Origin of the sequence: Streptomyces solicavernae, assembly GCF_029968095.1 — a bacterium.
In the GTDB taxonomy this organism is placed as follows: Bacteria; Actinomycetota; Actinomycetes; order Streptomycetales; family Streptomycetaceae; genus Streptomyces; species Streptomyces solicavernae.
This window is the reverse complement of sequence record NZ_JASCIR010000015.1, coordinates 19,041-43,409: the sequence shown is the minus strand read 5'-3', so window position 1 is coordinate 43,409 and position 24,369 is coordinate 19,041. Positions and strand designations below refer to the sequence as shown.

Annotated in this window: 20 protein-coding genes and 1 pseudogene; 8 read left to right on the top strand and 13 right to left on the bottom strand. The window is 73.0% G+C overall.

All coding sequences use genetic code 11. The annotated features are described in order from the left end of the window. Positions 1 to 58: 58 nt before the first annotated feature. A complete protein-coding gene (locus QIS99_RS18515; protein ID WP_282514642.1) occupies positions 59 to 2,293 on the bottom strand; it encodes a heavy metal translocating P-type ATPase in 2,235 nt (744 codons plus the stop codon). Between the two features lie 182 nt (positions 2,294 to 2,475). On the opposite strand from QIS99_RS18515, the gene QIS99_RS18510 reads away from it, so the two are divergent. From QIS99_RS18510 to QIS99_RS18500, 3 genes are all read left to right on the top strand, one after another. Next, positions 2,476 to 3,402, top strand: a complete 927-nt coding sequence (locus QIS99_RS18510; protein WP_282514641.1) for a hypothetical protein — start codon at positions 2,476 to 2,478, stop codon at positions 3,400 to 3,402. 62 nt (positions 3,403 to 3,464) lie between these two features. Then, complete coding sequence (locus QIS99_RS18505; RefSeq protein ID WP_282514640.1) at positions 3,465 to 4,163, top strand: copper homeostasis protein CutC; 699 nt, start codon at positions 3,465 to 3,467, stop codon at positions 4,161 to 4,163. A 110-nt stretch (positions 4,164 to 4,273) separates the two neighbouring features. Next, positions 4,274 to 4,918 (top strand): dihydrofolate reductase family protein, encoded by a 645-nt coding sequence (locus tag QIS99_RS18500; protein ID WP_282514639.1) that lies wholly within the window; start codon positions 4,274 to 4,276, stop codon positions 4,916 to 4,918. Positions 4,919 to 5,047: 129 nt separating this feature from the next. On the opposite strand, the gene QIS99_RS18495 is transcribed toward QIS99_RS18500, so the two are convergent. Then, entirely contained in the window at positions 5,048 to 7,132 is a 2,085-nt protein-coding gene (locus QIS99_RS18495; RefSeq protein ID WP_282514638.1) for a HelD family protein, read from the bottom strand. Between the two features lie 219 nt (positions 7,133 to 7,351). On the opposite strand from QIS99_RS18495, the gene QIS99_RS18490 reads away from it, so the two are divergent. Then, on the top strand, positions 7,352 to 7,543 hold the full coding sequence (locus tag QIS99_RS18490) for a hypothetical protein (RefSeq protein ID WP_282514637.1): 192 nt from the start codon (positions 7,352 to 7,354) through the stop codon (positions 7,541 to 7,543). 130 nt (positions 7,544 to 7,673) lie between these two features. Then, positions 7,674 to 8,996 carry a glycosyltransferase 87 family protein gene (locus QIS99_RS18485; protein WP_282514636.1) on the top strand — a complete coding sequence of 441 codons (1,323 nt, stop codon included), beginning with the start codon at positions 7,674 to 7,676 and terminating at the stop codon, positions 8,994 to 8,996. A gap of 3 nt (positions 8,997 to 8,999) precedes the next feature. Here QIS99_RS18485 and QIS99_RS18480 read toward each other — a convergent pair whose 3' ends face one another. Continuing rightward, positions 9,000 to 10,640 carry a DNA repair helicase XPB gene (locus QIS99_RS18480; RefSeq protein ID WP_282514635.1) on the bottom strand — a complete coding sequence of 547 codons (1,641 nt, stop codon included), beginning with the start codon at positions 10,638 to 10,640 and terminating at the stop codon, positions 9,000 to 9,002. Between the two features lie 180 nt (positions 10,641 to 10,820). Then, complete coding sequence (locus QIS99_RS18475) at positions 10,821 to 13,430, bottom strand: helicase-associated domain-containing protein (RefSeq protein WP_282514634.1); 2,610 nt, start codon at positions 13,428 to 13,430, stop codon at positions 10,821 to 10,823. Between the two features lie 112 nt (positions 13,431 to 13,542). Here QIS99_RS18475 and QIS99_RS18470 point away from each other — a divergent pair, with 112 nt between their 5' ends. Continuing rightward, positions 13,543 to 14,823, top strand: coding sequence for a hypothetical protein (locus QIS99_RS18470; protein ID WP_282514633.1), 1,281 nt, complete (start codon positions 13,543 to 13,545; stop codon positions 14,821 to 14,823). Between the two features lie 9 nt (positions 14,824 to 14,832). Here the strand turns inward: QIS99_RS18470 and QIS99_RS18465 are convergent, their stop codons facing one another. From QIS99_RS18465 to QIS99_RS18450, 4 genes and pseudogenes are all read right to left on the bottom strand, one after another. Continuing rightward, a complete protein-coding gene (locus QIS99_RS18465) occupies positions 14,833 to 15,789 on the bottom strand; it encodes an ABC transporter substrate-binding protein (RefSeq protein ID WP_282514632.1) in 957 nt (318 codons plus the stop codon). Positions 15,790 to 15,856: 67 nt separating this feature from the next. Then, positions 15,857 to 16,642 (bottom strand): annotated as a pseudogene (locus QIS99_RS18460) (ABC transporter ATP-binding protein); the annotation flags it as partial. Between the two features lie 2 nt (positions 16,643 to 16,644). Continuing rightward, the gene (locus tag QIS99_RS18455; RefSeq protein WP_408909588.1) at positions 16,645 to 17,745 is read right to left on the bottom strand and encodes a FecCD family ABC transporter permease; all 1,101 of its coding nucleotides are present in this window, start codon (positions 17,743 to 17,745) and stop codon (positions 16,645 to 16,647) included. 14 nt (positions 17,746 to 17,759) lie between these two features. Next, positions 17,760 to 18,788, bottom strand: coding sequence for a FecCD family ABC transporter permease (locus QIS99_RS18450; RefSeq protein WP_282514629.1), 1,029 nt, complete (start codon positions 18,786 to 18,788; stop codon positions 17,760 to 17,762). Positions 18,789 to 18,886: 98 nt separating this feature from the next. Between QIS99_RS18450 and QIS99_RS18445 the strand changes: the two genes are divergently transcribed. Further along, positions 18,887 to 19,570, top strand: coding sequence for an HAD family hydrolase (locus QIS99_RS18445; RefSeq protein WP_282514628.1), 684 nt, complete (start codon positions 18,887 to 18,889; stop codon positions 19,568 to 19,570). Here the strand turns inward: QIS99_RS18445 and QIS99_RS18440 are convergent. Continuing rightward, a complete protein-coding gene (locus tag QIS99_RS18440; protein WP_282514627.1) occupies positions 19,549 to 19,863 on the bottom strand; it encodes a hypothetical protein in 315 nt (104 codons plus the stop codon). The genes QIS99_RS18445 and QIS99_RS18440 overlap by 22 nt on opposite strands. A 158-nt stretch (positions 19,864 to 20,021) precedes the next feature. Here QIS99_RS18440 and QIS99_RS18435 point away from each other — a divergent pair, with 158 nt between their 5' ends. Continuing rightward, positions 20,022 to 20,405, top strand: coding sequence for a cold-shock protein (locus QIS99_RS18435; protein WP_282514626.1), 384 nt, complete (start codon positions 20,022 to 20,024; stop codon positions 20,403 to 20,405). 25 nt (positions 20,406 to 20,430) lie between these two features. Here the strand turns inward: QIS99_RS18435 and QIS99_RS18430 are convergent, their stop codons facing one another. The 4 genes from QIS99_RS18430 to QIS99_RS18415 all read right to left on the bottom strand — a co-directional run bounded on the left by QIS99_RS18430 (position 20,431) and on the right by QIS99_RS18415 (position 23,960). Continuing rightward, positions 20,431 to 21,270 carry a 1,4-dihydroxy-6-naphthoate synthase gene (locus tag QIS99_RS18430; protein WP_282514625.1) on the bottom strand — a complete coding sequence of 280 codons (840 nt, stop codon included), beginning with the start codon at positions 21,268 to 21,270 and terminating at the stop codon, positions 20,431 to 20,433. Further along, on the bottom strand, positions 21,267 to 21,971 hold the full coding sequence (locus tag QIS99_RS18425; RefSeq protein WP_282514624.1) for a futalosine hydrolase: 705 nt from the start codon (positions 21,969 to 21,971) through the stop codon (positions 21,267 to 21,269). Before QIS99_RS18425 ends, QIS99_RS18430 begins: the two co-directional genes overlap by 4 nt. Positions 21,972 to 22,028: 57 nt before the next feature. Next, positions 22,029 to 22,508: a DUF2771 domain-containing protein gene (locus QIS99_RS18420; protein WP_282514623.1), complete on the bottom strand. Its 480-nt coding sequence runs from the start codon at positions 22,506 to 22,508 to the stop codon at positions 22,029 to 22,031. A 120-nt stretch (positions 22,509 to 22,628) separates the two neighbouring features. Further along, positions 22,629 to 23,960 (bottom strand): MFS transporter, encoded by a 1,332-nt coding sequence (locus QIS99_RS18415; protein ID WP_282514750.1) that lies wholly within the window; start codon positions 23,958 to 23,960, stop codon positions 22,629 to 22,631. Between the last annotated feature and the right edge of the window lie 409 nt (positions 23,961 to 24,369).

The window sequence follows — 24,369 nt, the reverse complement described above, 5'->3', positions numbered from 1 at the left end:
GCGACCTTCGCCCCGTGAACGCGTCACTTCAACTGGCCTTGAAATCACGTGCCTTGAATCAACTGGCCTTGAAACGCCGCAGCCGCAGGCTGTTGCCGACCACGAAGACCGACGAGAACGCCATCGCCGCGCCCGCGATCATCGGGTTCAACAGCCCCGCCGCGGCCAGCGGCAGCGCCGCCACGTTGTACGCGAAGGCCCAGAAGAGGTTGGACTTGATCGTGCCCAGTGTCTTGCGCGACAGGCGGATCGCGTCCGCCGCCGACCTCAAGTCACCGCGTACCAGCGTCAGATCGCCCGCCTCGATCGCCGCGTCGGTGCCCGTGCCCATCGCGAGGCCCAGGTCGGCCTGGGCGAGGGCGGCCGCGTCGTTGACGCCGTCGCCGACCATCGCCACGGACCGGCCTTCGGCCTGGAGCTTCCTGACGACGTCGACCTTGTCCTCCGGCATGACCTCGGCGATCACCCGGTCCACGCCGACCTGAGCCGCCACCGACTCCGCGACCGCGCGGTTGTCGCCGGTGAGGAGGATCGGGGTGAGGCCGAGTGCGCGCAGGCGGCGGATCGCCTCCGGGCTGGTCTCCTTGACCGCGTCGGCGACCTCCAGGACCGCCCGCGCCTCCCCGTCCCAGGCCACCGCGATCGCCGTACGGCCGGCTGCCTCCGCTTCCGCCTTCGCGCGGGCCAGCGAGGAGGGCAGGCCGATGGACCAGTCCTTCAGCAGCTGCTCGCGGCCGACCAGGACCGCGTGGCCCTCGACGATGCCCTGGACGCCGAGGCCCGCGACGTTCGCGAAGTCCTCGGGGGCGGGCAGCGCACCGACCTGAGCGGCCGCGCCGGACGCGACCGCCTGGGCGATCGGGTGCTCGGAGGCGTGCTCCAACGCGCCCGCCAGGCGCAGGACTTCGGCTTCCGTGACGCCGGTCGCGGTGTGCGTGGCGAGGAGCGTCATACGGCCCGTCGTCACCGTGCCCGTCTTGTCCAGGACGACCGTGTCGACGCGGCGGGTGGACTCCAGCACCTCCGGGCCCTTGATGAGGATGCCGAGCTGGGCGCCGCGCCCCGTACCCACCATGAGCGCGGTCGGCGTGGCGAGGCCGAGGGCGCACGGGCAGGCGATGATCAGTACGGCGACGGCGGCCGTGAACGCGGCGGTCAGGCCCGCGCCGTTGCCGAGCCAGAAGCCGAGGGTGGCCACGGCCAGGGCGATCACGACCGGGACGAAGACCGCGGAGATCCGGTCGGCCAGGCGCTGCGCCGCCGCCTTGCCGTTCTGCGCGTCCTCGACCAGCTGCGCCATCCGGGCGAGCTGTGTGTCCGCGCCGATCCGGGTGGCCTCGACGACCAGGCGGCCGCCGGCGTTCAGCGTGGCGCCGGTGACCCCGTCCCCGACGCCGACCTCGACCGGCACGGACTCGCCGGTCAGCATGGAGGCGTCCACGGCGGACGAGCCCTCGGTCACCGTGCCGTCGGTGGCGATCTTCTCGCCGGGGCGGACCAGGAAGTGCTCGCCGACCTTCAACTCGCCGACGGGCACGAGGAGTTCGCGCCCTTCGCGTACGACCGTGACCTCCTTCGCGCCGAGTTCGAGCAGCGCCTTGAGGGCCGCGCCCGCCTTCCGCTTGGAGCGTGCCTCGAAGAACCGGCCCGCCAGGATGAACGCGGTGACCCCGGCGGCCGCCTCCAGGTAGATGTTCCCGGCGCCGTCGCTGCGGGCGATGGTCAGCTCGAAGGGGTGCGTCATGCCGGGCGTCCCCGCCGTACCGAAGAACAGCGCCCACAGCGACCACGCGAAGGCCGCCGACGTACCGACCGAGATCAGCGTGTCCATGGTGGCCGCGCCGTGCTTCGCGTTGGTCCAGGCCGCCTTGTGGAAGGGCCAGGCCGCGTACGTGACGACGGGGGCCGCGAGCGTCAGGGACAGCCACTGCCAGTACTCGAACTGCAGGGCCGGGACCATCGCCATCGCGATCACCGGGACGGCGAGCAGGACGGCGGTCGTCAGCCGCTGCCGCAGGGGCCGGAGTTCGTCGTCTCCCTGGGTCTCGGCCGGTTCCTCGGTCCGTGCGGGCGCGGGTTCCTGGGCCGTGTACCCGGTGGCCTCGACCGTGGCGATCAGGTCGGTGACGGCTGTGTCCCCGGCGTACGTGACCTTGGCCTTCTCGGTGGCGTAGTTGACGGTCGCCTCGACGCCCGGCATGCGGTTCAGCTTCTTCTCGATCCGCGCGGCGCAGGAGGCGCAGGTCATGCCGCCGATGGCGAGTTCGACCTCCGTCGCGGTGGTGGTGGTCATGGCTGCCGCCCTTCCTGTGTGAGGCTGCGTGAGGCGTATGTACCCCTGGGGGGTATGTGCGAACGGTTCCATGTATACCCCTGGGGGGTGGCGAGCGCAAGGCTCTTTCTCCGCTTGACTTGATACCCCCTGGGGGTACTCTCATGCGTATCGGAAACCAGGGGCGACGCAGGGAGTCAGCCATGAACACCGCAGTCAGGATCACGGCCTTCGTCACGGCGGTCGGCGCCACGTTCGGCACCGCGTACGCGGTGGGCGGTGCCGCGGACCCGGTGGTGAAGGAGGCGACGGAGGAGGGCGGGCACGGCGGCGGTCACGAGGAGAGCGCCCCCGCCCCCGAGCCCCCCGGCGGCCTCCAGGTCTCGCAGGGCGGGTACAGCCTCGACCTGGAGACGCCGCGCCTCGCCGCCGGGGAGAAGGCCCGGCTCCGCTTCACCGTCGAGGACGGCAGCGGCCGCGAGGTCACCGCGTACGACCGCGAGCACGGCAAGGAGCTCCACCTGATCGTCGCCTCGCGCGAGCTCGACACGTACCGGCATCTGCATCCCACCCGCGCCGCCGACGGCACCTGGTCCACCCCGGTCGACCTGCCGAAGGCCGGCGGGTACCGGGTCTTCGCCGACTTCAGGCCGAAGGGCGGCGAGGGGCGCACGCTCGGCGCGGACCTGGCGGTGTCCGGGAAGTACGAGCCCGCGCCGCTGCCCGCGCCCGCCGCGCGCGCGACGCTGCCCGGCGGGTACGAGGTCACTCTGGACGGCGGACTCACCCCCGGCCGCGCGAGCGAGCTGAAGCTGCGCGTCACGAAGGACGGCGAGCCGGTGACCGACCTGGAGCCCTACCTGGGGGCGTACGGGCACCTCGTCGCGCTGCGCTCCGGCGACCTCGCGTATCTGCACGTCCACCCGGGGGAGGGCGGGCCGGGGCCGGTCGTGCCGTTCACGGCGGAGGTGCCGAGCGAGGGTTCGTACCGGCTGTTCCTGGACTTCAAGCACGACGGGAAGGTGCGTACGGCGGACTTCACCGTACGGACGGGCGGGGCGGGTGCGCCCGCCGATGCGCCGGACGCCGAACCCGACGACCATGGGACGGAAGACGGGCACAGCCATTAGGCTTGATATTGGACTAGACCTGTATCCGGACCTGTAGCCGTGCCCAGGAGAGACGAGGCCCCATGAGCAAGCGTGCAGTCCTGGAGGTGATCGCGCTCGACGCCCGGGACGCGGTCGCCGCCCAGGCCGGAGGTGCGGACCGCCTTGAGCTGGTCACGGACATGGCGGCGGACGGCCTCACACCGGGCGTCGCCGCCTTCGCCGACATCCGCGCCGCCGTCGACGTCTCGCTGCGCGTCATGCTGCGCGCCTCGGACGGCTTCGCCGCGGGGGACGCCGATGCCGTGGCCGCGCTCGTACGGGACGCGCGGGCGCTGCGGGCCGAGGGGGCGGACGAGTTCGTGCTCGGGTTCCTCGACGAGACGGGCGGGCCCGACCTCCGCGCCGTCGAGGAGATCGTGGGGGCCCTGGACGGGGCGCCGTGGACGTTCCACCGCGCCATCGACCGGGCCGCCGACCGGGACGCGCTGCGCAAGCAGCTCGCGGACCTGCCGGGCCTCGACACGTACCTCACCGCGGGCGCGGCGACCGGCGTGACGGACGGACTGCCGGTGCTGCTCGCGGAGGCGGCGCGGGCCGGGGAGCCCGGGTACCGGCAGCAGATCCTCGTGGGCGGCGGGCTGGAGCTCGGCCATGTTCCGCAGTTGCGGGCGGTGGGGATCGACGCGTTCCACATCGGGGGCGCGGCGCGGCCTCAGGGGTGGGGCGCGCCGGTGTCGGCGGAGGCGGTGGCCTTCTGGCGGGCGGTGGTGGACGGCTAGGAAAGACGCCCCCGGGGGAGAGATGACTTTCGGGACAGTCGGCAGTCACTACTGCCGCAACCGCAACCGCAACCGCAACCACCGACCCCCTCGCCCCCGGAGGCACCGCAGTGGAACAGCTCCTGAAGGTCCAGAACTTCACCGTCTCCAGCGACGGCTACGGCGCCGGTGAGGGCCAGAGCCTGGAGCGGCCGTTCGGGCACGCCGACCCCGGCGAGATGTTCACCTGGGCCGGCGCCACCGCGAGCTGGCCGAACCGCACCGACCCCGGCGGCACCCGCGGCCTCGACGACTACTTCACGCGGGACTTCGCGCACAACATCGGCGCCGAGATCATGGGACGCGGCAAGTTCGGGCCGCAGCACGGGCCCTGGGAGAACCACGACTGGCAGGGCTGGTGGGGCGACGAACCGCCGTTCCACACCCCGGTGTTCGTGCTGACCCACCACCTGCGGCCCTCGTTCACGCTGTCCGACACCACGTTCCACTTCGTCGACGACGAGCCCGCGGTCGTACTGGAGAAGGCCCGCGCGGCGGCCCAGGGCAAGGACGTCCGGCTGGGCGGCGGGGCCACCACCATCCGGCTGTTCCTCGACGCGGGGCTCGTCGACACCCTGCACGTGGCGGTCTGGCCACACAAGCTCGGCTCCGGCGTCCGGCTGTGGGAGTCCCCGGACGAGCTCCGGGACCGCTACCACCTGGAGGTTGTGCCCAGCCCGAGCGGCGTCACGCACCACCTGTTCTGGAGGAAGTGACTCTCCCTGATCCGGAGGAAGTAACTCTCCCTGATCCGGAGGAAGTAACTCTCCCTGGTCCGGAGGAAGTGACTCTCCCTGGTCCGGCGGAAGTAACTCCCCCTCCGTTCTGGCGGAAGCAACTCCCCCTCAGGCGGCCAACTGCCCCGGCAGCTCCGCCCCGTGGACCACCACGAGCCCCGACACCGCACGGGTCAGCGCCACGTACAGGCGGCGCAGGCCCGTGCGCTCGTCGGGCTCGCCGTCCACCACCGCCGAGGGCTCGTCCAGGACCACGTAGTCGTACTCCAGACCCTTCGCGAGCGACGCCGGGACCAGGGTCAGGCGCGCCTCCGCGGAGGTCTCCGTACCCGGGTCGAGGTACGGGACGCCGGCCGTGCGCAGCGCTTCCGCCAGGACCGGGACGCGCGCGTCCGCCGCGATCAGGCCGATCGAGCCCTCGTGCGCAAGCGACTCCACGCAGGCCCGCACCACCGCCCCCGCCACATCGCCGCCCCCGTCCACCCGCCGCACCGACAGCGACCCCGGCGACTCCCGTACCGACCCCACCGCCGCGAGCCCCGGCGCGATGTCCGGGAGGAGACGGGACGCGTACGCGATGACCTCGCGCGGCACCCGGAAGCCCGCCGTCAGCTCCTCCACCACCGCGCCGCCCTTGCCCAGATGCGCCAGAGCCTCGCCCCAACTCCGCGTCGCCCAGGGCGTGGTGCCCTGCGCCAGATCGCCGAGGACCGTCGCCGATCCGGTGCTGCAGCGCCGGCCCACCGCGCGGTACTGCATGGGGGAGAGGTCCTGCGCCTCGTCCAGGACCACATGGCCGAGAGAGTGCGTACGGGACACCAGGTCCTGCGCCTCGTCGATCAGCACCGCGTCCGCCGCCGACCACTTCGCGGACTTCACCGAGCGGGCGGGCTTCGCCCACAGAACCGCCTTCTGCTCGTCCGCGTCCAGGACGCCGTCCGCGTGCTCGGCCAGGAACTCGGCGTCCGAGAGGAGCCTCAGCACCAGCTTCGCCGGGTCCACCGGCGGCCACACCGCCTTCACGGCCGCCTTCACCGCCGCGTTCCGCGCCACCGCGTCCTGCACCCGGTCGTCCGGAGCCTCACCCGCCTGCTCCATCCGTACGAGCACCGCGTGCGCGATCCGCTGCGGCAGCGCGTCCCGGGCGGCGCCGTAGCGGATGTCCCGGTCCAGCAACTCCCGGACGATCTCCTCCAGTTCGTACGCCGGAACGCGCCAGCGCCGCGACCCCCGCACCACCACCACCGGCTCCGTCGGCAGGCTCACCTGCGCGCGCACCGCCCGCCGCAGCACCCCGGCCATCCGCGCGTCGCCCTTCACGAGCGCCGCCGCCGGGTCGTCCGCCGCCCGCACCTCCACATGCGCGACCAGATCCGCGACCGTGGCCTGCCTGACCTCCAACTCGCCGAGCGCGGGCAGCACTTGCTCGATGTAGTGCAGGAACGAGTCGTTCGGGCCGATGACGAGGGTGCCGGTGCGGGCCAGGCGCTCGCGGTGCGCATACAGCAGATACGCGACCCGGTGCAGGCCCACCGCCGTCTTGCCGGTGCCGGGGCCGCCCTGCACACAGACCGTGCCGCCGAGGCCGCTGCGTACGATCTCGTCCTGCTCGGGCTGGATCGTCGCGACGATGTCCCGCATCGGGCCCACGCGCGGCCGCTCGATCTCCCGCTGCAGCAGCGCGCTGACCTGCGCGGCCTCTTGCGGGTCGGACAGGTGCTCGTCCTCGTACGCGGTCAGCTCCCCGCCCGTGTACCCGAAGCGGCGGCGCAGCGCCACGTCCATCGGGTCCTTCTTCGAGGCCCGGTAGAACGCCTGCGAGACCGGCGCACGCCAGTCGATCACCATCGGGTCCCCGTCGGCGTCGTGCACGTGCCGCCGCCCGATGTAGAAGCTCGGCCCCTCCCCGCCCTCTGCGGACTCGGCGGACTCTGGGGACTCTGCGGACTCGGCGCCCGCCGCGTGCAGGAAGTCGAGCCGGCCGAAGAACAGCGGGGTGTGCGCGAGGTCGGCGAGCGCCTTGATGCGGTCGTCGATCTGGCCCTGCAGGACGGCCGCGTTGACCCAGTTCGCGGTCACGTCGGCGATGTCCAGGGCCTCGACGTCGGCCCGCATGGCGCGCAGCGCGGCCCGGGACGCGGTGAGGTGGTCGCGCTCGCGCGCGAGCGGATCGCGTTCGGGGGTGGGGGTCACGGGTTCGGCCTCCGGCGGAGCAGATGCGGGCGCGTACGGGGCGCGTACGGGGTGCGTACGGGGCGCGTACGTGAGGAAAGCCGACCGGTTTCCGTCCGGGCAGCAGCTCTCCGCGAGGGAGGCGGGGGAAGCGGCGAGTCTAGGTCAGGGGCTGCCACCGGGGCGAACGCTTTAACCAGGCCTCGCGGAGGACGAACACGCCAGTCGGACAATGGAGGTATGAGCAGCGCAACCTTCACCCCAGCAGCAGGCCGGCCCTCCCCGGCCCGCGGCGCCACCGCCGCGACGGGCACCCGGCACAGCCACCCCCTCGGCAACGCCCTGCGCGCCGCCAAGGTCTTCGCGAGCACCACGCTCAACGTCACGGTCCTCGGTGAGTACGGAGAGGAGACCGGCGTCCGCAGACGGTGACGCTCAACTTCCTCAACTTCCTCAACTTCCCTGTCCGATATCACCCTTGAACCCTGCCGCCATCCGGCCGTACGGTGCCGTTGATCGCCCCGATGTAAAGACGCCGTAACGGACAGGTAGGGTCACGCCCGTGATTCACCGGACTGTGACCTCGCGCTCACCCCGCGTCATCGCCTCCGGCGTGCTGCTGCTGGTCTCCCTCGCGGCCTTCGCCGCGCTCTGTGTGACCCTGCGCATCCCGATGGCCGACACCCTCGTGTACCGGGCGGAGGGCGCGGCCGTCGTCGGCGGCACCGACCTCTACGGGTTCACGGTCACCGAGTGGAACCTCCCGGCGACCTACCCGCCGTTCGCCGCGATCCTCTTCGTCCCCACGACCTGGCTGCCCATACCGCTGCTCAAGATCGCCTTCGTCGCCGGGAACGTGGCGCTGCTCGCGCTCCTCGTCCACCTGTCGTTCCGCTTCACCGGGCTGTCCGGGAGCCGCGCCCGCCCCTGGCTGCCGCTCGCCGCGACCGGGCTCGCCCTCTGGCTCGAACCCGTCTTCCAGACCCTGCTGTTCGGGCAGATCAACCTCGCCCTGGTCTGCCTCGTCCTGTGGGACCTCAGCCGTCCCGAGGGCGCCGTCGGCAAGGGTTTCGCGCTCGGCATCGCGGCGGGCATCAAGCTCACACCCGGCTTCTTCGTCGTCTATCTGCTGCTCGTCGGACGCATCCGGACGGCGGCCACCGCGACCGCCTCGTTCGTCGGCACGGTGCTGCTCGGCGTGCTCGTACTGCCCGGCGCCAGCGTCGAGTTCTGGACCCGGCGGATGTTCGAGACCGGCCGGGTCGGCAAGGTGTGGATCGTCGACAACCAGTCCCTGCAGGGGCTCCTCGCCCGCGTCCTGCGCATCGAGGAGCCGGGTCTGCTGTGGGCGGTGCCCGCCCTGCTCGTCGCGGCCCTCGGCCTGTGGCTGGCCCGCCGCGCCCACCACCACGGCCACAGCCAGTGGGGCCTGCTCACCGCCGCGTTCACGGCGCTGCTCATCTCGCCGATCAGCTGGTCCCACCACTGGGTGTGGTGCGTCCCGCTGGCCGCGCTGCTGCTCGCCGAACGCCGTGTGTACCTGGCGGTGGTGGTGACGGCCCTGTTCACCGCCCGTACGCATTGGCTCCTGCCGCACGACGGCGAGCTGGACCTCCAGTACCCGTGGTGGCAACAGCCACTCGCCTCGCCGTACCCGCTGCTGGGGCTGGCTCTGCTGGGGTGTGTGGCGGTGTGGACGGGGCGGAGGCGGGTCACGGTGCCGACGCAGCGGGCAAATCCAGCCCGTCCGGCGGATCGGGGGGACCCGAATTCAGCCCGTCCGGCGAATCAGGGGGACCCACTTCCAGCCCGTCCGGCGTTTGAGGACGAGCCCGCAGGGCGATCGAGCGAGCCCCGGCCGACGGCGCACAAACGGGCTACGTAAGCCTCACCCCGCCAGAAAATCATCCGCATCAGCGATCCGATACGCATACCCCTGCTCCGCCAGGAACCGCTGCCGGTGCGCGGCGAAGTCCTGGTCGATGGTGTCGCGGGCGACGACGGAGTAGAAGCGGGCCTCGTGACCGTCGGCCTTCGGCCGCAGCACCCGGCCGAGCCGCTGCGCCTCCTCCTGGCGCGAGCCGAACGTCCCGGACACCTGGATCGCGACCGTCGCCTCGGGCAGGTCGATGGAGAAGTTCGCGACCTTGGACACGACGAGCACGGAGATCTCGCCCTCCCGGAACTGGTCGAACAGCTTCTCCCGCACCGCGTTCGTGGTCTCGCCCTTGATGACAGGGGCGTCGAGGTGCGCGCCGAGCTCGTCGAGCTGGTCGATGTACTGCCCGATGACGAGCGTCTGCTCACCCTGATGCTTCCGGACGAGCGCTTCCGTCACCTTCCGCTTCGTGGCCGTGGTGGCACAGAACCGGTACTTCTCCTCCGCCTCGGCGGTGGCGTACGCCAGCCGCTCGGACTCCGTCAGGTTCACCCGGACCTCGACGCAGTCCGCCGGGGCGATGTACCCCTGCGCCTCGATCTCCTTCCACGGGGCGTCGAACCGCTTCGGCCCGATCAGCGAGAACACGTCGGACTCGCGCCCGTCCTCCCGTACGAGCGTCGCGGTGAGGCCGAGGCGGCGGCGGGCCTGGAGGTCGGCGGTGAACTTGAAGACCGGCGCGGGCAGCAGGTGCACCTCGTCGTAGACGACCAGGCCCCAGTCCCGTGAGTCGAAGAGCTCCAGGTGCGGGTAGACGCCCTTCCGCTTCGTCGTGAGGACCTGGTACGTCGCGATCGTGACGGGCCGGATCTCCTTCTTCGTACCGGAGTACTCGCCGATCTCGTCCTCGGTGAGGCTCGTCCGCCTGACCAGCTCGTGCTTCCACTGGCGGGCGGACACGGTGTTGGTGACGAGGATCAGCGTGGTCGCCTTGGCCTGCGCCATGGCCCCCGCGCCGACGAGCGTCTTACCGGCGCCACACGGCAGTACGACGACCCCGCTGCCGCCGTGCCAGAAGTTCTCCACGGCCTGCTTCTGGTACGGGCGCAGCGCCCAGCCGTCCTCGGCGAGGTCGATGGTGTGGGCCTCGCCGTCCACGTACCCGGCGAGGTCCTCGGCCGGCCAGCCCAGCTTGAGCAGCGTCTGCTTGATCTGCCCGCGCTCGGACGGATGCACGACGACGGTGTCCGGATCGATCCGCGCCCCGACGAGCGGAGTGACCCGCTTCGACTTCAGCACCTCCTCCAGGACCGGCCGGTCGGTGCTGCTCAGAACGAGGCCGTGCGCGGGGTGCTTGCTGAGGGTGAGCCGTCCGTACCGGTCTATCGTCTCGGCGATGTCGACGAGCAGCGCGTGCGGCACCGGGTACCGGCTGTACTCGACGAGCGCGTCGACGACCTGCTCGGCATCGTGCCCGGCCGCCCGCGCGTTCCACAGCCCGAGCGGGGTGAGCCGGTACGTGTGGATGTGCTCGGGCGCCCGCTCCAGCTCGGCGAACGGCGCGATGGCCCGCCGACAGGCGTCGGCCAGCTCGTGGTCGACCTCAAGCAGGAGGGTCTTGTCAGATTGGACGATGAGGGGACCAGCCACGCGCGCACCCTTTCCGTTCTACGGCAGGCCTCGTGACGGGACGGGAGAGGCCAAACGTCCAGTGTGCCGCATTACGGGAGCGGGCGGTGTGGCGTGGGCCTCACACGGGGGCCCACGCCGACCGGTCAGGCGAGTTCGGTCGCTTCGTGGTGGACGCCGAATGAGGTCGCGGCGCGGGCCTCAGTCCTCGCCCAGTTCCGCCACCCCCGTCACCCGGTGCAACGGGTACGTGCGGACCTCGTCCGCCGTGTGGTCGTAGGCCGTGACGAAGCCGCCCTCCACGCGGACCGGAGCGATGACGCGCTGGCTGGCCGTGCCCTCCGCGTTGACGTAGCCGATCCACAGCGCGTCGCCCGTCAGCACCGCGGCCTGCATCGTGGCGAGGGTCTCGGCCGACGTGGTGCGGGGGAGTTCGCCGGGGGCCGAAGTGGGCGTGGGCGCCGGGCGCTTCGGGGCCGTCGACGCCATGTCGCCGGCGCGGATCGCGCGGACCGCGGCGCCGAGCAGCGTGTCGTCCGGCAGCGGCGGGCCCTCCGGCACCGGGGCGGGCGCCGTGCGGGGCGGCGTGCGGTGGGCGTGGGCGGGGGCGATCAGGACGTCGCCCTCGGGGGTCTCCGCGGACGGGGCGAAGCCCATCGACCGCAGGCCGTCGAGCAGCGCCGCCGGGTCGGCCTGCGCGGCCAGGACCGTCGGCGCGAGGCGGCGCAGGCGCAGGGCGGCGGCGCGCTTGTCGGCGAGGATCTCGCCGAGCACCGAGTCGTCGTCGCAGCGGACGTACGCCGAGGCCGCGCCGATCCTCAAGTGGCCGTGCCGGCGCGCCACATCGTCGATCAGATACGAGAGGGGCTGCGGCACCGGCGTACGGGAGTGGGTCTGAAGGAACGTGTGCAGGTCGGTGGCCGTGCGGCCCGCGTCCAGGGCGCGGCGGACCGAGCCGGGCGTGAAGCGGTAGACCGTCGCCCCGCCCTTTGACTCCACGTCCGCGAGCACGCCGAGGGTCTCCGCGAGGGGCCGCTCCAGGGGGCCGGGCGCCACGGCCGTCAGGTCCGCCTGGAGGAGGACATGGTCGAGGGGTTCGGGGAGGAGCGGGGCGAGGAGGGCGGCCAGCGTCCGTTCGAAGGCCGGGTGCCCTTCGCGGGCCGTGTGTCCTTCGCGAGTCGAGTGCCCTTCGAGGGCCGAGTGTCCGTCGAGGGCCGTGTGTCCGTCGTGGGTCCTGTGCCCTTCGCGGGCACGGTGCGGCGTGTCCGACAGCAGCGCCCGCCCCGTCGCCGACAGCGCCCCGCGGCCCGTCACGCCGAGGAGTTCCGCCTCGTCGAGGGTCCAGCGGGCCAGGCGGGTGCGCAGGTCGTCGCCGCTCGGGTCCGACGTCGCGCCGACCCGCAGCGGGCGCTCCCAGCGCAGCCGGGCCAGGACCGCCTCCGGGTCGGCCGCGGCGCCCTGAGGCAGTCCGGCGAGCAGGTCGAGGACGCGGCGCCGCACCTCCGGCGCCCCCGAGCGGTCCAGGTGCGGGCCGAGCGCCGACAGCACCCGGTCCTTGCCGTCGCGGCCGCCGACCAGGCCCGGCGTGCGCGTCGCCGCCAGCCAGGCCACCGCCAGGCGGGCCCAGCGCTCGGCGGCCGGGAGCTCCAGCCAGTCGTCGTACGCGGGCGTCGCCGCGTACCGCTCCTCCGCGCGGCGGGGGCCCGCATCCCCTTCGCCGTACGGGGACGAGGCGCCCTCGAAGCCGCCGTCGGACGCCAACAGGCCCGCCGCGTACGCCAGTTCCACCCAGAACGCGGCCGTCGGCTCCGGGGCGTCGAGGGCGACCGCCGTGCGCTTCAGGTCGCGCACGCTCAGGCCGCCCGCGCGCAGCACCGCGGGCCCGCCCTCGTGCCACTCCTTCAGCAGCTCCTCGACCGTCGCGACCGCCGCCAGCGCCTGCCCGGCCGCCGTCGCGTCCACCACCCGCGGCCGGTGCTCCGCAGCGGGCGGGACCTCCGGCGGCAGCGGGTGCGTCGTGCGGTGGGCGCGGCCGCCGCGCAGGTGCAGGGCCACCTCGCGCGGGAGTACGACCGTGCCGGGCGAGGTCGGCACGAGCAGGCCGCGGTCGAGCAGCCAGCGCAGATGCGCCGCCGGGTCCGCCGTGACCTGCCCGTACGGCGGGCCCCAGGTGAGCCGGCCGAGGACGTCCAGGGCGTCGACCGGGGCGTCGTCGAGCAGCGCCGACATCCGCGTACGGTCCGTGAACAGCTCGGTCAGGGCCGAGACCGCGGACACCGCGTCGTGCGTCGACGTCAGGCCCGCCGCTTCGATGAGCTGCTGCACGCGGCCCGGCGACATGCCCGACGTGGCCTCGGCGACGGCCGGCCCGAGTCCCGTCGGCGACGGGTGCTGCGGCGAGGGCGCAAGGAGCTCGCGGGCCGTGCGCACCAGGCGAAGCCGCTCGTCCCCGCCCCACACCAGCGCCTGGGCGCGCAGCGTGGCGACCGCGCCGGGCAGCGCGCCGTCCACCGCCGCGTCCCCGTCGTCCCCGGCGAGCAGGGCGCGCAGCGCCTCGTACGACGCGGGCTCCGGCGCCACCGCAAGGGCCTCGGCGGCCTGCAGCGCGAACGTGTCGAGCCGGCCGAGGGCGCGCACCACCGACGCCCTGGTGCCCGCGCGCGTGGCCAGCTGCGTCAGGTCGTTCGGCACGGGGGACAGCAGGTCCGGGCGGGCCCGCAGCAGGGTGGCGAGCGACGCGTCGTCGCGCTGCCTCAGCTCTTCGGCGAGTGTGCGGGGGGCCGCCGTGCCTGCCGTGCTCTCGGTCGTCATCCGTCACACGGTAGTAGGTGCCACCGACATGGCAGCCGCACGCGCGGTACGGTCGGACGGCCGGGCACCACAACGCGCGCGCCGCGGCAGGTACTTACCGCAGGGAGAGCTCGTGGCGATCGAGAGCGACCAGCTCGTTTTTGACTACCTGAGCAGGGTCGGCGACCTCGCCCAGCAGCGCCAGCTGCCGTCGAAGACCCGGATGCGCCTGGTCGCCGAGCTGCGCGCCGAGATCGACCGCCGCCGCGCCACCGTGTCCGGCGGCAAGACCCCCGGCGACAGCCCGGCCGGGGTCCGCCGCATCCTGGACCGCCTCGGCACGCCGGAGGAGGTCGTGGGGCGGGAGGCGGGGTCGTCGCGGGACCCTGACGACCACGGCGCCCCCGCCGACGTACCGGCGAAGCGCGCGGACGAGGCGGAAGTACGGGAGAAGCGCGCGGACGAGGCGGAAGTACGGGAGAAGCGCGCCGCCGAGGCGGAAGCATGGGAGAAGCGCGCCGCCGAGGCCGGACCGGCTGTTCCGGAGTCCGCCGTCGAGGCCGACCGGGGGAGCGCGCCCAAGTCCCGCCTCCGCCCCTCCCTGTTCGTGCCCGAGCAGCGCACCGACGAGCAGCGGGGCCGCGAGCCCCGGTTCCGCAACCCGCTCCGGCCGCGCCTGACGAAGGACCGCCTGACGAAGGACCCCGCGCCGCCCGCCGAACCGCCGCCGACGGTCAGCACGCCGCCGCACCTCGCGGGCGAGGACGAGATGGGGCCGAGCGGTTCCACGCCCGACTGGTGGCGCATCGAGAACGGCCCTCACGGCTTCACCGACTCCGTACCGGGGTTCGTCGGCGGTGTGGAGATCCCCGAGATACTGCGCCCGCCACGCCCCGAGGACGCCTCCGACGCCTTCGACGACTCCGACAAGTCCGACGGGCCCTCCGGCGAGGGCGAGGGCGAGCGCCAGAAGCGGAGCGAGGGCGAAGCGGCGGGCGACGAGGGCGAGGAGTCGGGCGGCGGCCGCCGGCTGCCGTTCCTGCGCCGCGCCCGGGCCGCCCGGGGCGCGCCGGCGCTCAGCAACCCGCTGCTGCTGCTCGCCGCCGCGTCCCTCGTCGCCGGCGCCGTGCTCGGCAACTGGATCGCGCTCGGCGCCGGCTGGGCCGTCGCCTACACCTCGCGCCGGCTCACCCAGCGCGAGGCCAAGTTCGCGGCGCTCGGCATCCCCGGCGCCGCGGCGGCGGCGGGGGTGGTGTGGCTGTGGGGCCGGTTCGACCGGCGCTGGGGCGAGGAGGTGCCGGCGGGCGCCACGGTGGACGCGCTCGGCGAAACCTGGCCGTGGGTGGTGCGCCTCGCGGCCGTCGCCTCCGCGCTGTTCCTGGTGTGGCGGTCGCAGCGGCAACGGCCCGAGTAACGCCGGGAGTTACTTCGTCAGGTCGGCCCGCAGCTCGTCGAGGATCTTGTTCGCGGCGGTGTAGCCGATGCCCTGGATCCACAGCTGGTCGTCGACCGCGAAGACCTTGCCGTTCTTGACGGCCTTCATGCCCTGCCACAGCGAACCGCCCGTGGTCTGCGTCTCCTTGGCCTTCTCCGGGTCGCCGTAGGTGGAGTGGAAGATGACGTCGGCGTCGGCGGCGTCGATCCGCTCGGGGCTCACGTCGTACGAGAACCCGTCCTTGGCCTTGTCCACGACGGCGGGCCGCCCGAGGTGGACGTCCTTCAGGATCGTCGCGATGTAGTTCTTCCTGCCGTAGATGCGGATGTTGGCGCCCTCGACGAAGCGGACCACGTTGACCTTCGTGGCCTCGGCCTTCGCCCGGCCGCCGAGGGCCTTGGTCACGTCGGCGGCGTGGTCGTCGTACGCCTCGACGACCTTCTTCGCCTCTTCCTTCTTGCCGAGCGCGTCGGCGTGCAGCCGGAAGTTGTCCTTCCAGGGGTAGCCGGTGTTCTCCGTCATGACGGTCGGGGCGATCCGGCTGAGCTGCGGGTAGAGCTTCTCGTGCCGGATCTTGCTGGTCAGGATCAGGTCGGGCTTCAGCTCGGCGATGGCCTCGACGTTCGGCGTCATCATCGCGCCGACGTCCTTGATGCCCTTGACCTTCGCCTTCGGCAGGTAGCTGAGGAAGCCCGACTCGACGTCGGCGTGCGTGGCGCCGACCGGCTTCACGCCGAGGGTGATCGCGGAGTCCAGTTCGGCGGTGTCGAGGACGACGACGCGCTTCGGGGCGTCCGGGACTTTCACGTCGCCCATGGCGGTCTTGACGGTGTGCGTGCCGCGGCTGCCGCCGCTGTCACCTGCCGGGTCCGCGGCGCCTCCCGACCCGCAGGCGGTGAGAGTGAGGGCGAGGACGGCGGCTGCGGTGAGGGTGCGGGGTCTCATGGGGTGCCTTTCTTGTGGGTGGCGGTGGTGGACCGGGTGCGGGGCGAGGTGGGGCGGGGAAAGATCAAGCCCCCCACGGCGCACCCGGCACGACCAACGGCGACCCGGTCACGGGGTCCGGTACCACGACGCAGTCGAGGCCGAACACCTCGCGTACGAGCTCAGCGGTGACCACCTTCGACGGCGCGCCGGAGGCCACCACCTCCCCCGCCCGCATCGCCACGAGATGATCCGCGTACCGCGCCGCCTGGTTCAGGTCGTGCAGGACGACGACGACCGTCCGCCCCCGGTCATGGTTCAACTGCCGTACGAGATCCAGGACTTCCACCTGGTGGGAGATGTCCAGGAACGTCGTCGGCTCGTCGAGCAGCAGCAGCTCCGTCTCCTGCGCGAGCGCCATCGCGATCCACACCCGCTGCCGCTGACCGCCCGACAGCTCGTCCACGGGCCGCTCCGCCAGCTCCGCCACATCCGTACGGGACATGGCCTCCGTGACGGCCCGCTCGTCCTCGTCGGACCACTGCTGCCACCAGTGCTGGTGCGGCTGCCGGCCGCGCGCCACCAGGTCCGCGACGGTGATCGCCTCGGGCGCCACCGGCGACTGCGGCAACAGCCCGATCTGCTGGGCGATCCGCTTCGTCGGCAGCTTCGCGAGCGCCGTGCCGTCGAGCAGCACCGAACCCGCCCTCGGCTTGAGCAGCCGTCCGAGCGCCCGCAGCGTCGTCGACTTGCCGCAGGCGTTCGGCCCGACGATCACGGTGACCTGGCCGTCGGGTATGTCCAGGTCGAGGCCGTGCACGACGGTGCGTTCCTCGTAGGCGAGCGTCAACTCGCGCGCTTGGAGCCGGGTCACGACTACGACTTCCCTCCGACGGTACGGCTGCGAATGCTGTGTCTTTTCCCGATCAACCAGATCAGGTACGGGGCCCCCACCGCCGCCGTCAGCACTCCCACCGGCAGCTCGGTCGGCGAGAAGAGGCGGCGCGCGAGCAGGTCCGCGAGGACCACGACCACCGCGCCGGTCAACGCGCTGCACACCAGCGGGATCTGCGCGGTCCGGGTCATCCGGCGGGCGATCTGCGGGGCGAGCAGCGCCACGAAGTCGACCGGCCCGGCGGTCCCGGTCGCCACGGACGCGAGGACGACACCGACCAGCACGAGCCCGAGCCGGACGCGCCCGAGCCGCACGCCGAGCGCGGTCGCCGTGTCGTCGTCCATGCTGACGGTGCGCTGCGCGCGGGCCGCCCACGCGATGGCGGGCAGCAGGATCAGCAGCGTGGAGCCGAGCAGCTGGGCCTCCGGCCAGGAGCGGCCGTTGAGGGAGCCGGTCATCCAGATCTGCGCCTGCTGCGCGACGAGGTAGTCGCCCTTCGTCATGAACAGCGTGGTGATGGAGCGCAGCGCGATCGCGAAGCCGATGCCGATCAGCACGAACCGGGTGGCCTGCAGCCCGCCGCGCCAGGCGAAGACGTACACGAGCGCGGCCGCCACGAGCCCGCCCGCGATCGACACGTACGGCAGCACGGCGTACGAGGTGACGCCGAAGGTGAGCGCGCCGACGGTGAGGGCGCTCGCGCCCTGGCTGATGCCGATGATGTCGGGGCTGGCGAGCGGGTTGCGGGCGACGGTCTGGACCAGCGCGCCCGCGATCCCGAACGCGGCCCCCACGAGGAGTCCGACGACCATGCGGGGCAGGCGCAGGGTGCCGACGACCAGCTCGTCGGGGGAGGGCCGGCCGAGGACGACCTTCAGGGCTTCGCCGGGGGGTACGAAGCTTTCTCCTACGCAGAGGTAGGCGAGGGTCGCGGCCGCGAGGAGCAGGGTCAGGACGGCTGCGACGGTCACCGCACGCCTGTGCACGAGGAACGAGGCCCGGCCTGTCCGCAGTACGGAGTACCCGGCCGGGCGCCGGCGCTCGGGGGTCGGGGTGGGCACGGTCGTGGAATCCCCGCCCACAGCAGTACGCGTACTCACGCGGCCACCGCCTTCCGTCGTACCAGCGTCACCAGGAACGGCACTCCGATCAGCGCCGTCATCACGCCCGCCGGGACCTCGCTCGGCGGGAAGATCACGCGGCCGACCGTGTCGGAGACGAGCAGCATGACCGGGCCGGTCAGCGCGGCCATCGGCAGTACCCAGCGGTGGTCGCCGCCGACGAGCGCGCGGGCGATGTGCGGGACGGCCAGGCCGATGAACGCGATCGGGCCGGCCGCCGCGACCCCGACGCCGGTGAGGACGGTCGCGCCGAGGCCGCCGACGACCCGTACCGTCGCGACGTTCTGCCCGAGGCCCTTCGCCACGTCCTCGCCGAGCGCGAGCGCGTCCAGGCCGCGCGCCACGGACACCACCAGGACCACGCCGACGAGCAGGAACGGCCAGGTCTGCGCGACCACTTCGGGGGCCCGGCCCGCCACCGAGCCGACCTGCCAGAAGCGGAACTCGTCCAGCGCGGCGGCCTTCGTGGTGAGGACGGCCATCGTGACGGAGACGAGCAGCGCGTTGATCGCGGCGCCGCCGAGCGCGAGCTTCACGGGCGTCGCGCCGCCGCGCCCGCGCGCGGCGATGGCGTACACGGCGACGGAGGCGATCCCGGCGCCCGCGAACGCGAACCACACGTACCCCGTCAGGTCGTGCACCCCGGCGAAGGCGATCGCGAGGACGACCGCGGCGGACGCGCCCTGGCTGACGCCGAGGATGCCGGGGTCGGCGATGGGGTTGCGGGTGATGCCCTGCAGCGCGGTCCCGGCGATCGCCAGGGCCGCGCCGACCATCAGGCCGATCAGCGTGCGCGGCACCCGCAGTTCGCGGACCACCTGGGCGGCGTCGCTCTGGCCGCCGTGCAGCAGCGCGTCGAGGACGGCGGTGGGGGCGATGGGGCGGGCGCCGACGGCGAGTGAGAGCAGCACGGCGACCGCGAGGGCCACGACCGCCGCGCCGGTCAGGGCGATACGTCGGGCCACCGGCTTGCGTCGCGCGGAGGCGGGAGGTACGGCGGCCATGTGACCCTTTGAGGACGGAGATGGAGAGGGAGATGGACTGCGACTGAGATTAGGCTTGGCTAAGTGTAAGGGGCAGGCTTTCGGCCAGGATCGGCACAATGGCCGACATGGCATCGCAGCAGAACACCCCCGCCCCGCGGTCCGCGCCGCAGTCCGCGCCGCACCCGGCCCAGCTCACCGTCGGCTTCGACCTCGACATGACCCTGATCGACTCCCGCCCCGGGATCAGGGCCGCCTACGAGGCGCTCTCCGCGGAGACGGGCACGTTCATCGACGCCGACCTCGCCGTCACGCGGCTCGGACCGCCCCTCGACCAGGAGCTCGCGCACTGGTTCCCGGAGGAGCGGATACCGGAGATGGCCGACCGCTACCGTGAGATCTACCCCACACACGCCATCGCCCCGACCCTCGCGATGCCCGGCGCCCGCGAGGCCGTGGCCGCCGTACAGGCCCAGGGCGGCCGCGCGATCGTCGTCACCGCCAAGCACGAGCCCAACGCCAAGCTGCACCTCGACCACCTCGGCATCGCGCCGGACGCGGTGATCGGCTGGCTGTGGGCGGAGGCCAAGGCGGAGGCGCTGCGCGAGCACGGCGCCACGGTGTACGTGGGCGACCACACCGGCGACGTACGCGGAGCCCGTACCGCAGGGGCGCTCTCCGTGGCCGTGCCGACCGGGCCCTGCGCGCCGGACGAGCTGCACGCCGAGGGCGCCGACATCGTGCTCGGCGACCTCACGGACTTCCCGGAGTGGCTGGCGTCCTACCGCGCCGAGCGGACCTGACGGGTCTCGCGGGCCTGACGGCGCTGGACGGCGATCGTCCGCAGCACACCCGCGGCGGCGATCGCGAAGCCCACGCCCATCAGCATGCTCACGAGGTACGCGGCGGTCGGGAACGGCTCCGTGCCCAGGAACAGCGGGGCCACGGTGACCAGGGTGGCCACCGCCCCGACGAAGAAGACGATCGCGCCGAACCGGACGAGGCGGTCGCCCGCGCCGGGAGCTGCGCCGGAAGCCGTGCCGGAAGCTGCGCCAGAAGCCGTGCCAGAAGCTGTGCCAGAAGGTGTGTCACTCACCCGGCCAGGGTAGTTCCCTGCCGGACGAGACCGAGAAAGCAGTCTTGTCACCGGCCACTGGACCATTAGCCTTGGTACCGGCGGGTCGAGCGGCCCGCCAGACTGCTATCCAGGGCCGCGTGCGACGCGCGTACGAGAACAGACGAGGACGGACAGACGTGCCTACCGGCAAGGTCAAGTGGTTCAACAGCGAGAAGGGCTTCGGCTTTCTCTCCCGTGACGACGGCGGTGACGTCTTCGTTCACTCGTCCGTGCTGCCCGCCGGAGTCGACGCGCTCAAGCCAGGACAGCGCGTGGAGTTCGGCGTCGTCGCAGGCCAGCGCGGCGACCAGGCGCTGTCGGTGATGCTCCTCGACCCGGCGCCCTCGGTCGCCGCGGCCCAGCGCCGCAAGCCCGACGAACTGGCGTCGATCGTGCAGGACCTGACGACGCTCCTGGAGACCGTCTCGCAGCAGCTGGAGCGCGGCCGCTACCCCGACAAGGCGCACGGAGCGAAGATCGCGGGCATGCTGCGCGCGGTAGCCGACCAGCTGGACGTATAGAGCTGGACGTATAGAACCGTAGATCTCAGGGAAACCGCAGCGCATCCCGGCCGAGGGGCGGCACAAGCCCCTCGGCCGCCGCACGCGTGAGCAGCCCGCGCACGGCCGCGTACCCGTTCTCGCCGAGGTCGGCCGTGAACTCGTTGACGTACAGGCCGATGTGCTGGTCCGCGACCTTCGGGTCCATCTCCTGCGCGTGCGCGAGGACGTAGTCGCGGGAGGCCGCCGGGTCGTCCCAGGCCATCCGCACCGAGGAACGGGCGGCCTCGGCAAGGGAGTTCAGGGTGTCCGCGCCGAGCGAGCGCTTCGCGACGATCGCGCCCAGCGGGATCGGCAGACCGGTGGTCCGCTCCCAGTGCTCGCCCATGTCGGCGAGGCGGTGCAGCCCGTACTCCTGGTACGTGAAGCGGGCCTCGTGGATGACCAGGCCCGCGTCGACCTTGCCGTCGCGCACGGCCGGCATGATCTCGTGGAACGGCAGCACGACGATGTTCGGGGCGCCGTCCCGCAGCGTGTCCGCGGCCCACAGCCGGAACAGCAGATACGCCGTCGACCGCTCGCTCGGCACCGCCACCGTCTTCCCCGCGAGGTCCGCGCCCGGCTCCCGGGTGAGCACGAGCGGCCCGCAGCCCCGGCCGAGCGCCCCGCCGCAGGGCAGCAGCGCGTACTCGTCGAGGATGTACGGCAGCACCGCGTACGACACCTTCAGGATGTCGAACTCGCCGCGCTCGGCCATGGCGTTGGTGACGTCGATGTCGGCGAACGTGACGTCCAGCGCGGGCGCGCCCGGCACCAGCCCGTGCGCCCAGGCGTGGAAGACGAACGTGTCGTTGGGGCAGGGCGAGTACGCGATGCGCAGGCTCACGGCGACTCCTCCAGCGGTAGGACCAGTACGGGGACGAGGGCGCCGAAGGCGGCGGTGAGCGCGGCGAGGGCGTCGCCGATGCGCCAGGCGGCACGGTCGCGGGGGCCCACCGGGTTGGACACGGCGCGCACTTCGAGGACCGGGACGCCGTGCGCGGCGGCGGCCTCGGCGACCCCGAAGCCCTCCATCGCCTCGGCCACGGCCTCCGGGTGCCGCTCCCGCAGCTCGGCGGCGCGGCGCGCGGTGCCGGTCACGGTGGAGACGGTGAGGACGGTTCCGGTACGGGCGCCGGTGACGGCGGCCGCGTCCCGTGCGCGTGCGGGGGGCGGGGTGTGCTCGGACGTACCGAAACCGAGGTCGGTGACGGACAGGAAGCCCTCGCCGGTCTCGGCGCCCAGGTCGGCGGCGACCAGCGCATCGGCGATCACGAGCGAGCCGACCGGGGCCTCCGGCTGGAACCCGCCGCCGATCCCGGCGGACACCACCAGGTGGTACGGCTCACCGCGGAGTGCGGCCGTGGTGAGCGCGGTGGCGGTGCCCGCGGCGGCCGCGGCCGGACCCACGCCGACGGCGACACAGTCGTACGCCGAACGGTGCTCGGGCGGGGCCGCGGACACGGCCCGCGCCACAGCGTCCCGCTCGGCGGGAACGGCTGTGGCGATCAGGATCCGGGGCGGGGTCAGGATCCGGGGCGGGGTCAAGGTCCGGGGCGGGGTCGGGGTCGGGGGCTCGGGAACCCCTGACTCAGGAACTCCCGCTCACCCCTTCTTGAGCTCGAAGTGCCAGATGCCGCGCAGCTCGTTGCCGTCGGTCTCCACGATCGAGACCTGCGCCTTCTTCAGGGCCGGGCCGCCCTGGCCGGAGGAGAAGAAGACGCTGCCCGGCACGGACCGGTAGGTCTTCTTGAACGGCTCCGGCTCGGCCGGCTGGCCGCCGATGAACAGGGTCCAGCCGTGCTCGGCGACCTCCGGGTCGACGCCGAAGCGGACCTTGTCGTTCATGCCGACCGTGAGGGTCTCCTCGGCTTCCTTCTGCATGCAGGACTTGATCTCGCTCTCGCTGATCGCCTTGCTGTCGCTGTAGCAGGCGGCCTCGGAGTGCACGGACGTGCCGTTGACCGTCACGGTCGCGAGCGGCGTCGGCTTTTCGCAGGCCGAGAGGACGAGGAGTCCGGCGGACACGGCGCCGAGGGCGGCAGCGGTGCGGCGGCCCTTGGCCGTCATACGCAGGGAGGTCATACGCGAAAGGCTATCTGGCGCCCCCACCGGTCCCGCCACGCGGGGTCCGGCGTGCCGTACGCCCACCCCGTCCCCGCAGGCAGACCCCTGCGCGAACCGATGTCACCCTGTGCCGTCACTTCACCTCACCCGGGGTGCCGCCCCGCCCCGGTGGGCCGCCGCGAGCAGTCCCCGTACCGTCGTCAGCCAGCCGAGTGCCACGATGCACGCGCCGACGCCCAGGCCGAGGCCGCCCTCCAGGGGCAGCGAGATGCCGATGCCGCCGCCGATCACCCACGCCATCTGCAGCAAGGTCTCCGAGCGGGCGAACGCCGAGGTGCGCACCAGCTCCGGCACGTCCCGCTGGATCAGCGCGTCCAGGGACAGCTTCGCCAGGGCCTGGCCGAGGCCCGCCACCGCGCCGAGCGCGGCGATGAGCGGTGCCCCGTAGAACACGGACGCGGCGATCGCGACGAACAGGACGAACCCGACGACCGTCACGACGATCAGCTCCGGCGGCCGCTTGCGCAGCGCGGCGCCCACCGCCGTACCGAGCGCGTTGCCCGTGCCCGCCGCGACCGCCACCATGGCGAGGGACACGGCGGCGCTCTGCCCGGCCAGCGGCTCCTCGCGCAGCAGGAACGCCAGGAAGAAGATCAGGAACCCGGAGAGGCAGCGCAGCGAGGCGTTCGCGGCGAGCCCGTGCGTCACGGCCGGGCCGACCGTGCGCAGGCCGGGCTTCTTGCCGTGCGGGAGGTGCAGATGCTCCTCGTCCGCCGCGAGCAGCGCGCGCGACTCACCGCGCGCCGAGTCGACCTTGTGCGGCAGCCGGAACGACAGGAACGACCCGAACAGGAACACCGCGCACGCCCCGTACAGCGGCCACTGCGGCCCGATCTGGTGCAGCCCCGCCGCGATCGGCGCCGCGACCCCCGTGGCGAGCAGCCCGCCGAGCGTCACCCGGGAGTTGGCCTTGACCAGCGAGAACGCCGGTGGCAGCAGACGCGGTACGACGGCGCTGCGCACCACCCCGTACGCCTTCGAGGAGACAAGGACGCCAAGCGCCGCCGGATACAGCTCGATCGAACCGGTCGCCACCGCGCCCGACAGGGTCAGCGCGAGCAGCACCCGCGCCAGCATCGAACCGGCCATCGCCGCGCGCCGGCCGTGCGGCAGCCGGTCGAGGAGCGGGCCGACGACCGGGGCGAGCAGAGTGAACGGGGCCATGGTGATCGCCAGGTACAGGGCGACCCGGCCGCGCGCCTCGTCCGTCGGCACGGAGAAGAACACCGTCGAGGCGAGCGCCACCGTGATCATCACGTCGCCCGCGCCGTTCACGCCGTGCAGCTCGATCAGCTTGCCGAGGCCCGACTCGCCAGCGCCCTGCGCGTGCGTCGCCTTCCTGATGCCCTTCGCGGGGCCCGTGAACGGCAGGTGCAGGGCACGGCCGACCGTGCGGCCCACCCTGCGCAGCGGGCTCGCTCCGCCCGCCGACCGCGAGCGGTCGGGCCCTGAGCCCGGGGAGCCACGGTCGGCGGGGCGTGAGTCTGCCGGGCCTGAGCCTGAAGGGCGTGAGCCTGCCGGGCCTGAGCCTGAAGGGCGTGATCCTGATGGAGGGGCCACTCCGTCATAGTGCCCCAAGGCGGACGTTCCGATAGCGGCGAAGACCTGCCGGACGAGTTCCGTACACCTCGGCGAAGCCTTGTCGGACCGGCTCCGAGACCATTCGGAGATCTCCTCGGAGCGGATGCCATGTGGGCTCGGGCGCTTCGAGGGGGTAGCGTGCGTAGCGCGCCTGCGGCGGTTGTTCTTGGCCGCGCGCCTCTTCGTCATCCCGCAGAATGGATGACGTAGGCGCGCCCGGGAGTGGCCGGGCGCGGAC

Coding starts and splice junctions, on each gene's coding strand:
- QIS99_RS18445 (WP_282514628.1), top strand. CDS start 18,887: ATGGCCGACATGGCATCGCAGCAGAACACCCCCGCCCCGCGGTCCGCG.
- QIS99_RS18420 (WP_282514623.1), bottom strand. CDS start 22,508: ATGACCTCCCTGCGTATGACGGCCAAGGGCCGCCGCACCGCTGCCGCC.
- QIS99_RS18505 (WP_282514640.1), top strand. CDS start 3,465: ATGAGCAAGCGTGCAGTCCTGGAGGTGATCGCGCTCGACGCCCGGGAC.
- QIS99_RS18515 (WP_282514642.1), bottom strand. CDS start 2,293: ATGACCACCACCACCGCGACGGAGGTCGAACTCGCCATCGGCGGCATG.
- QIS99_RS18510 (WP_282514641.1), top strand. CDS start 2,476: ATGAACACCGCAGTCAGGATCACGGCCTTCGTCACGGCGGTCGGCGCC.
- QIS99_RS18475 (WP_282514634.1), bottom strand. CDS start 13,430: ATGACGACCGAGAGCACGGCAGGCACGGCGGCCCCCCGCACACTCGCC.
- QIS99_RS18490 (WP_282514637.1), top strand. CDS start 7,352: ATGAGCAGCGCAACCTTCACCCCAGCAGCAGGCCGGCCCTCCCCGGCC.
- QIS99_RS18465 (WP_282514632.1), bottom strand. CDS start 15,789: ATGAGACCCCGCACCCTCACCGCAGCCGCCGTCCTCGCCCTCACTCTC.
- QIS99_RS18450 (WP_282514629.1), bottom strand. CDS start 18,788: ATGGCCGCCGTACCTCCCGCCTCCGCGCGACGCAAGCCGGTGGCCCGA.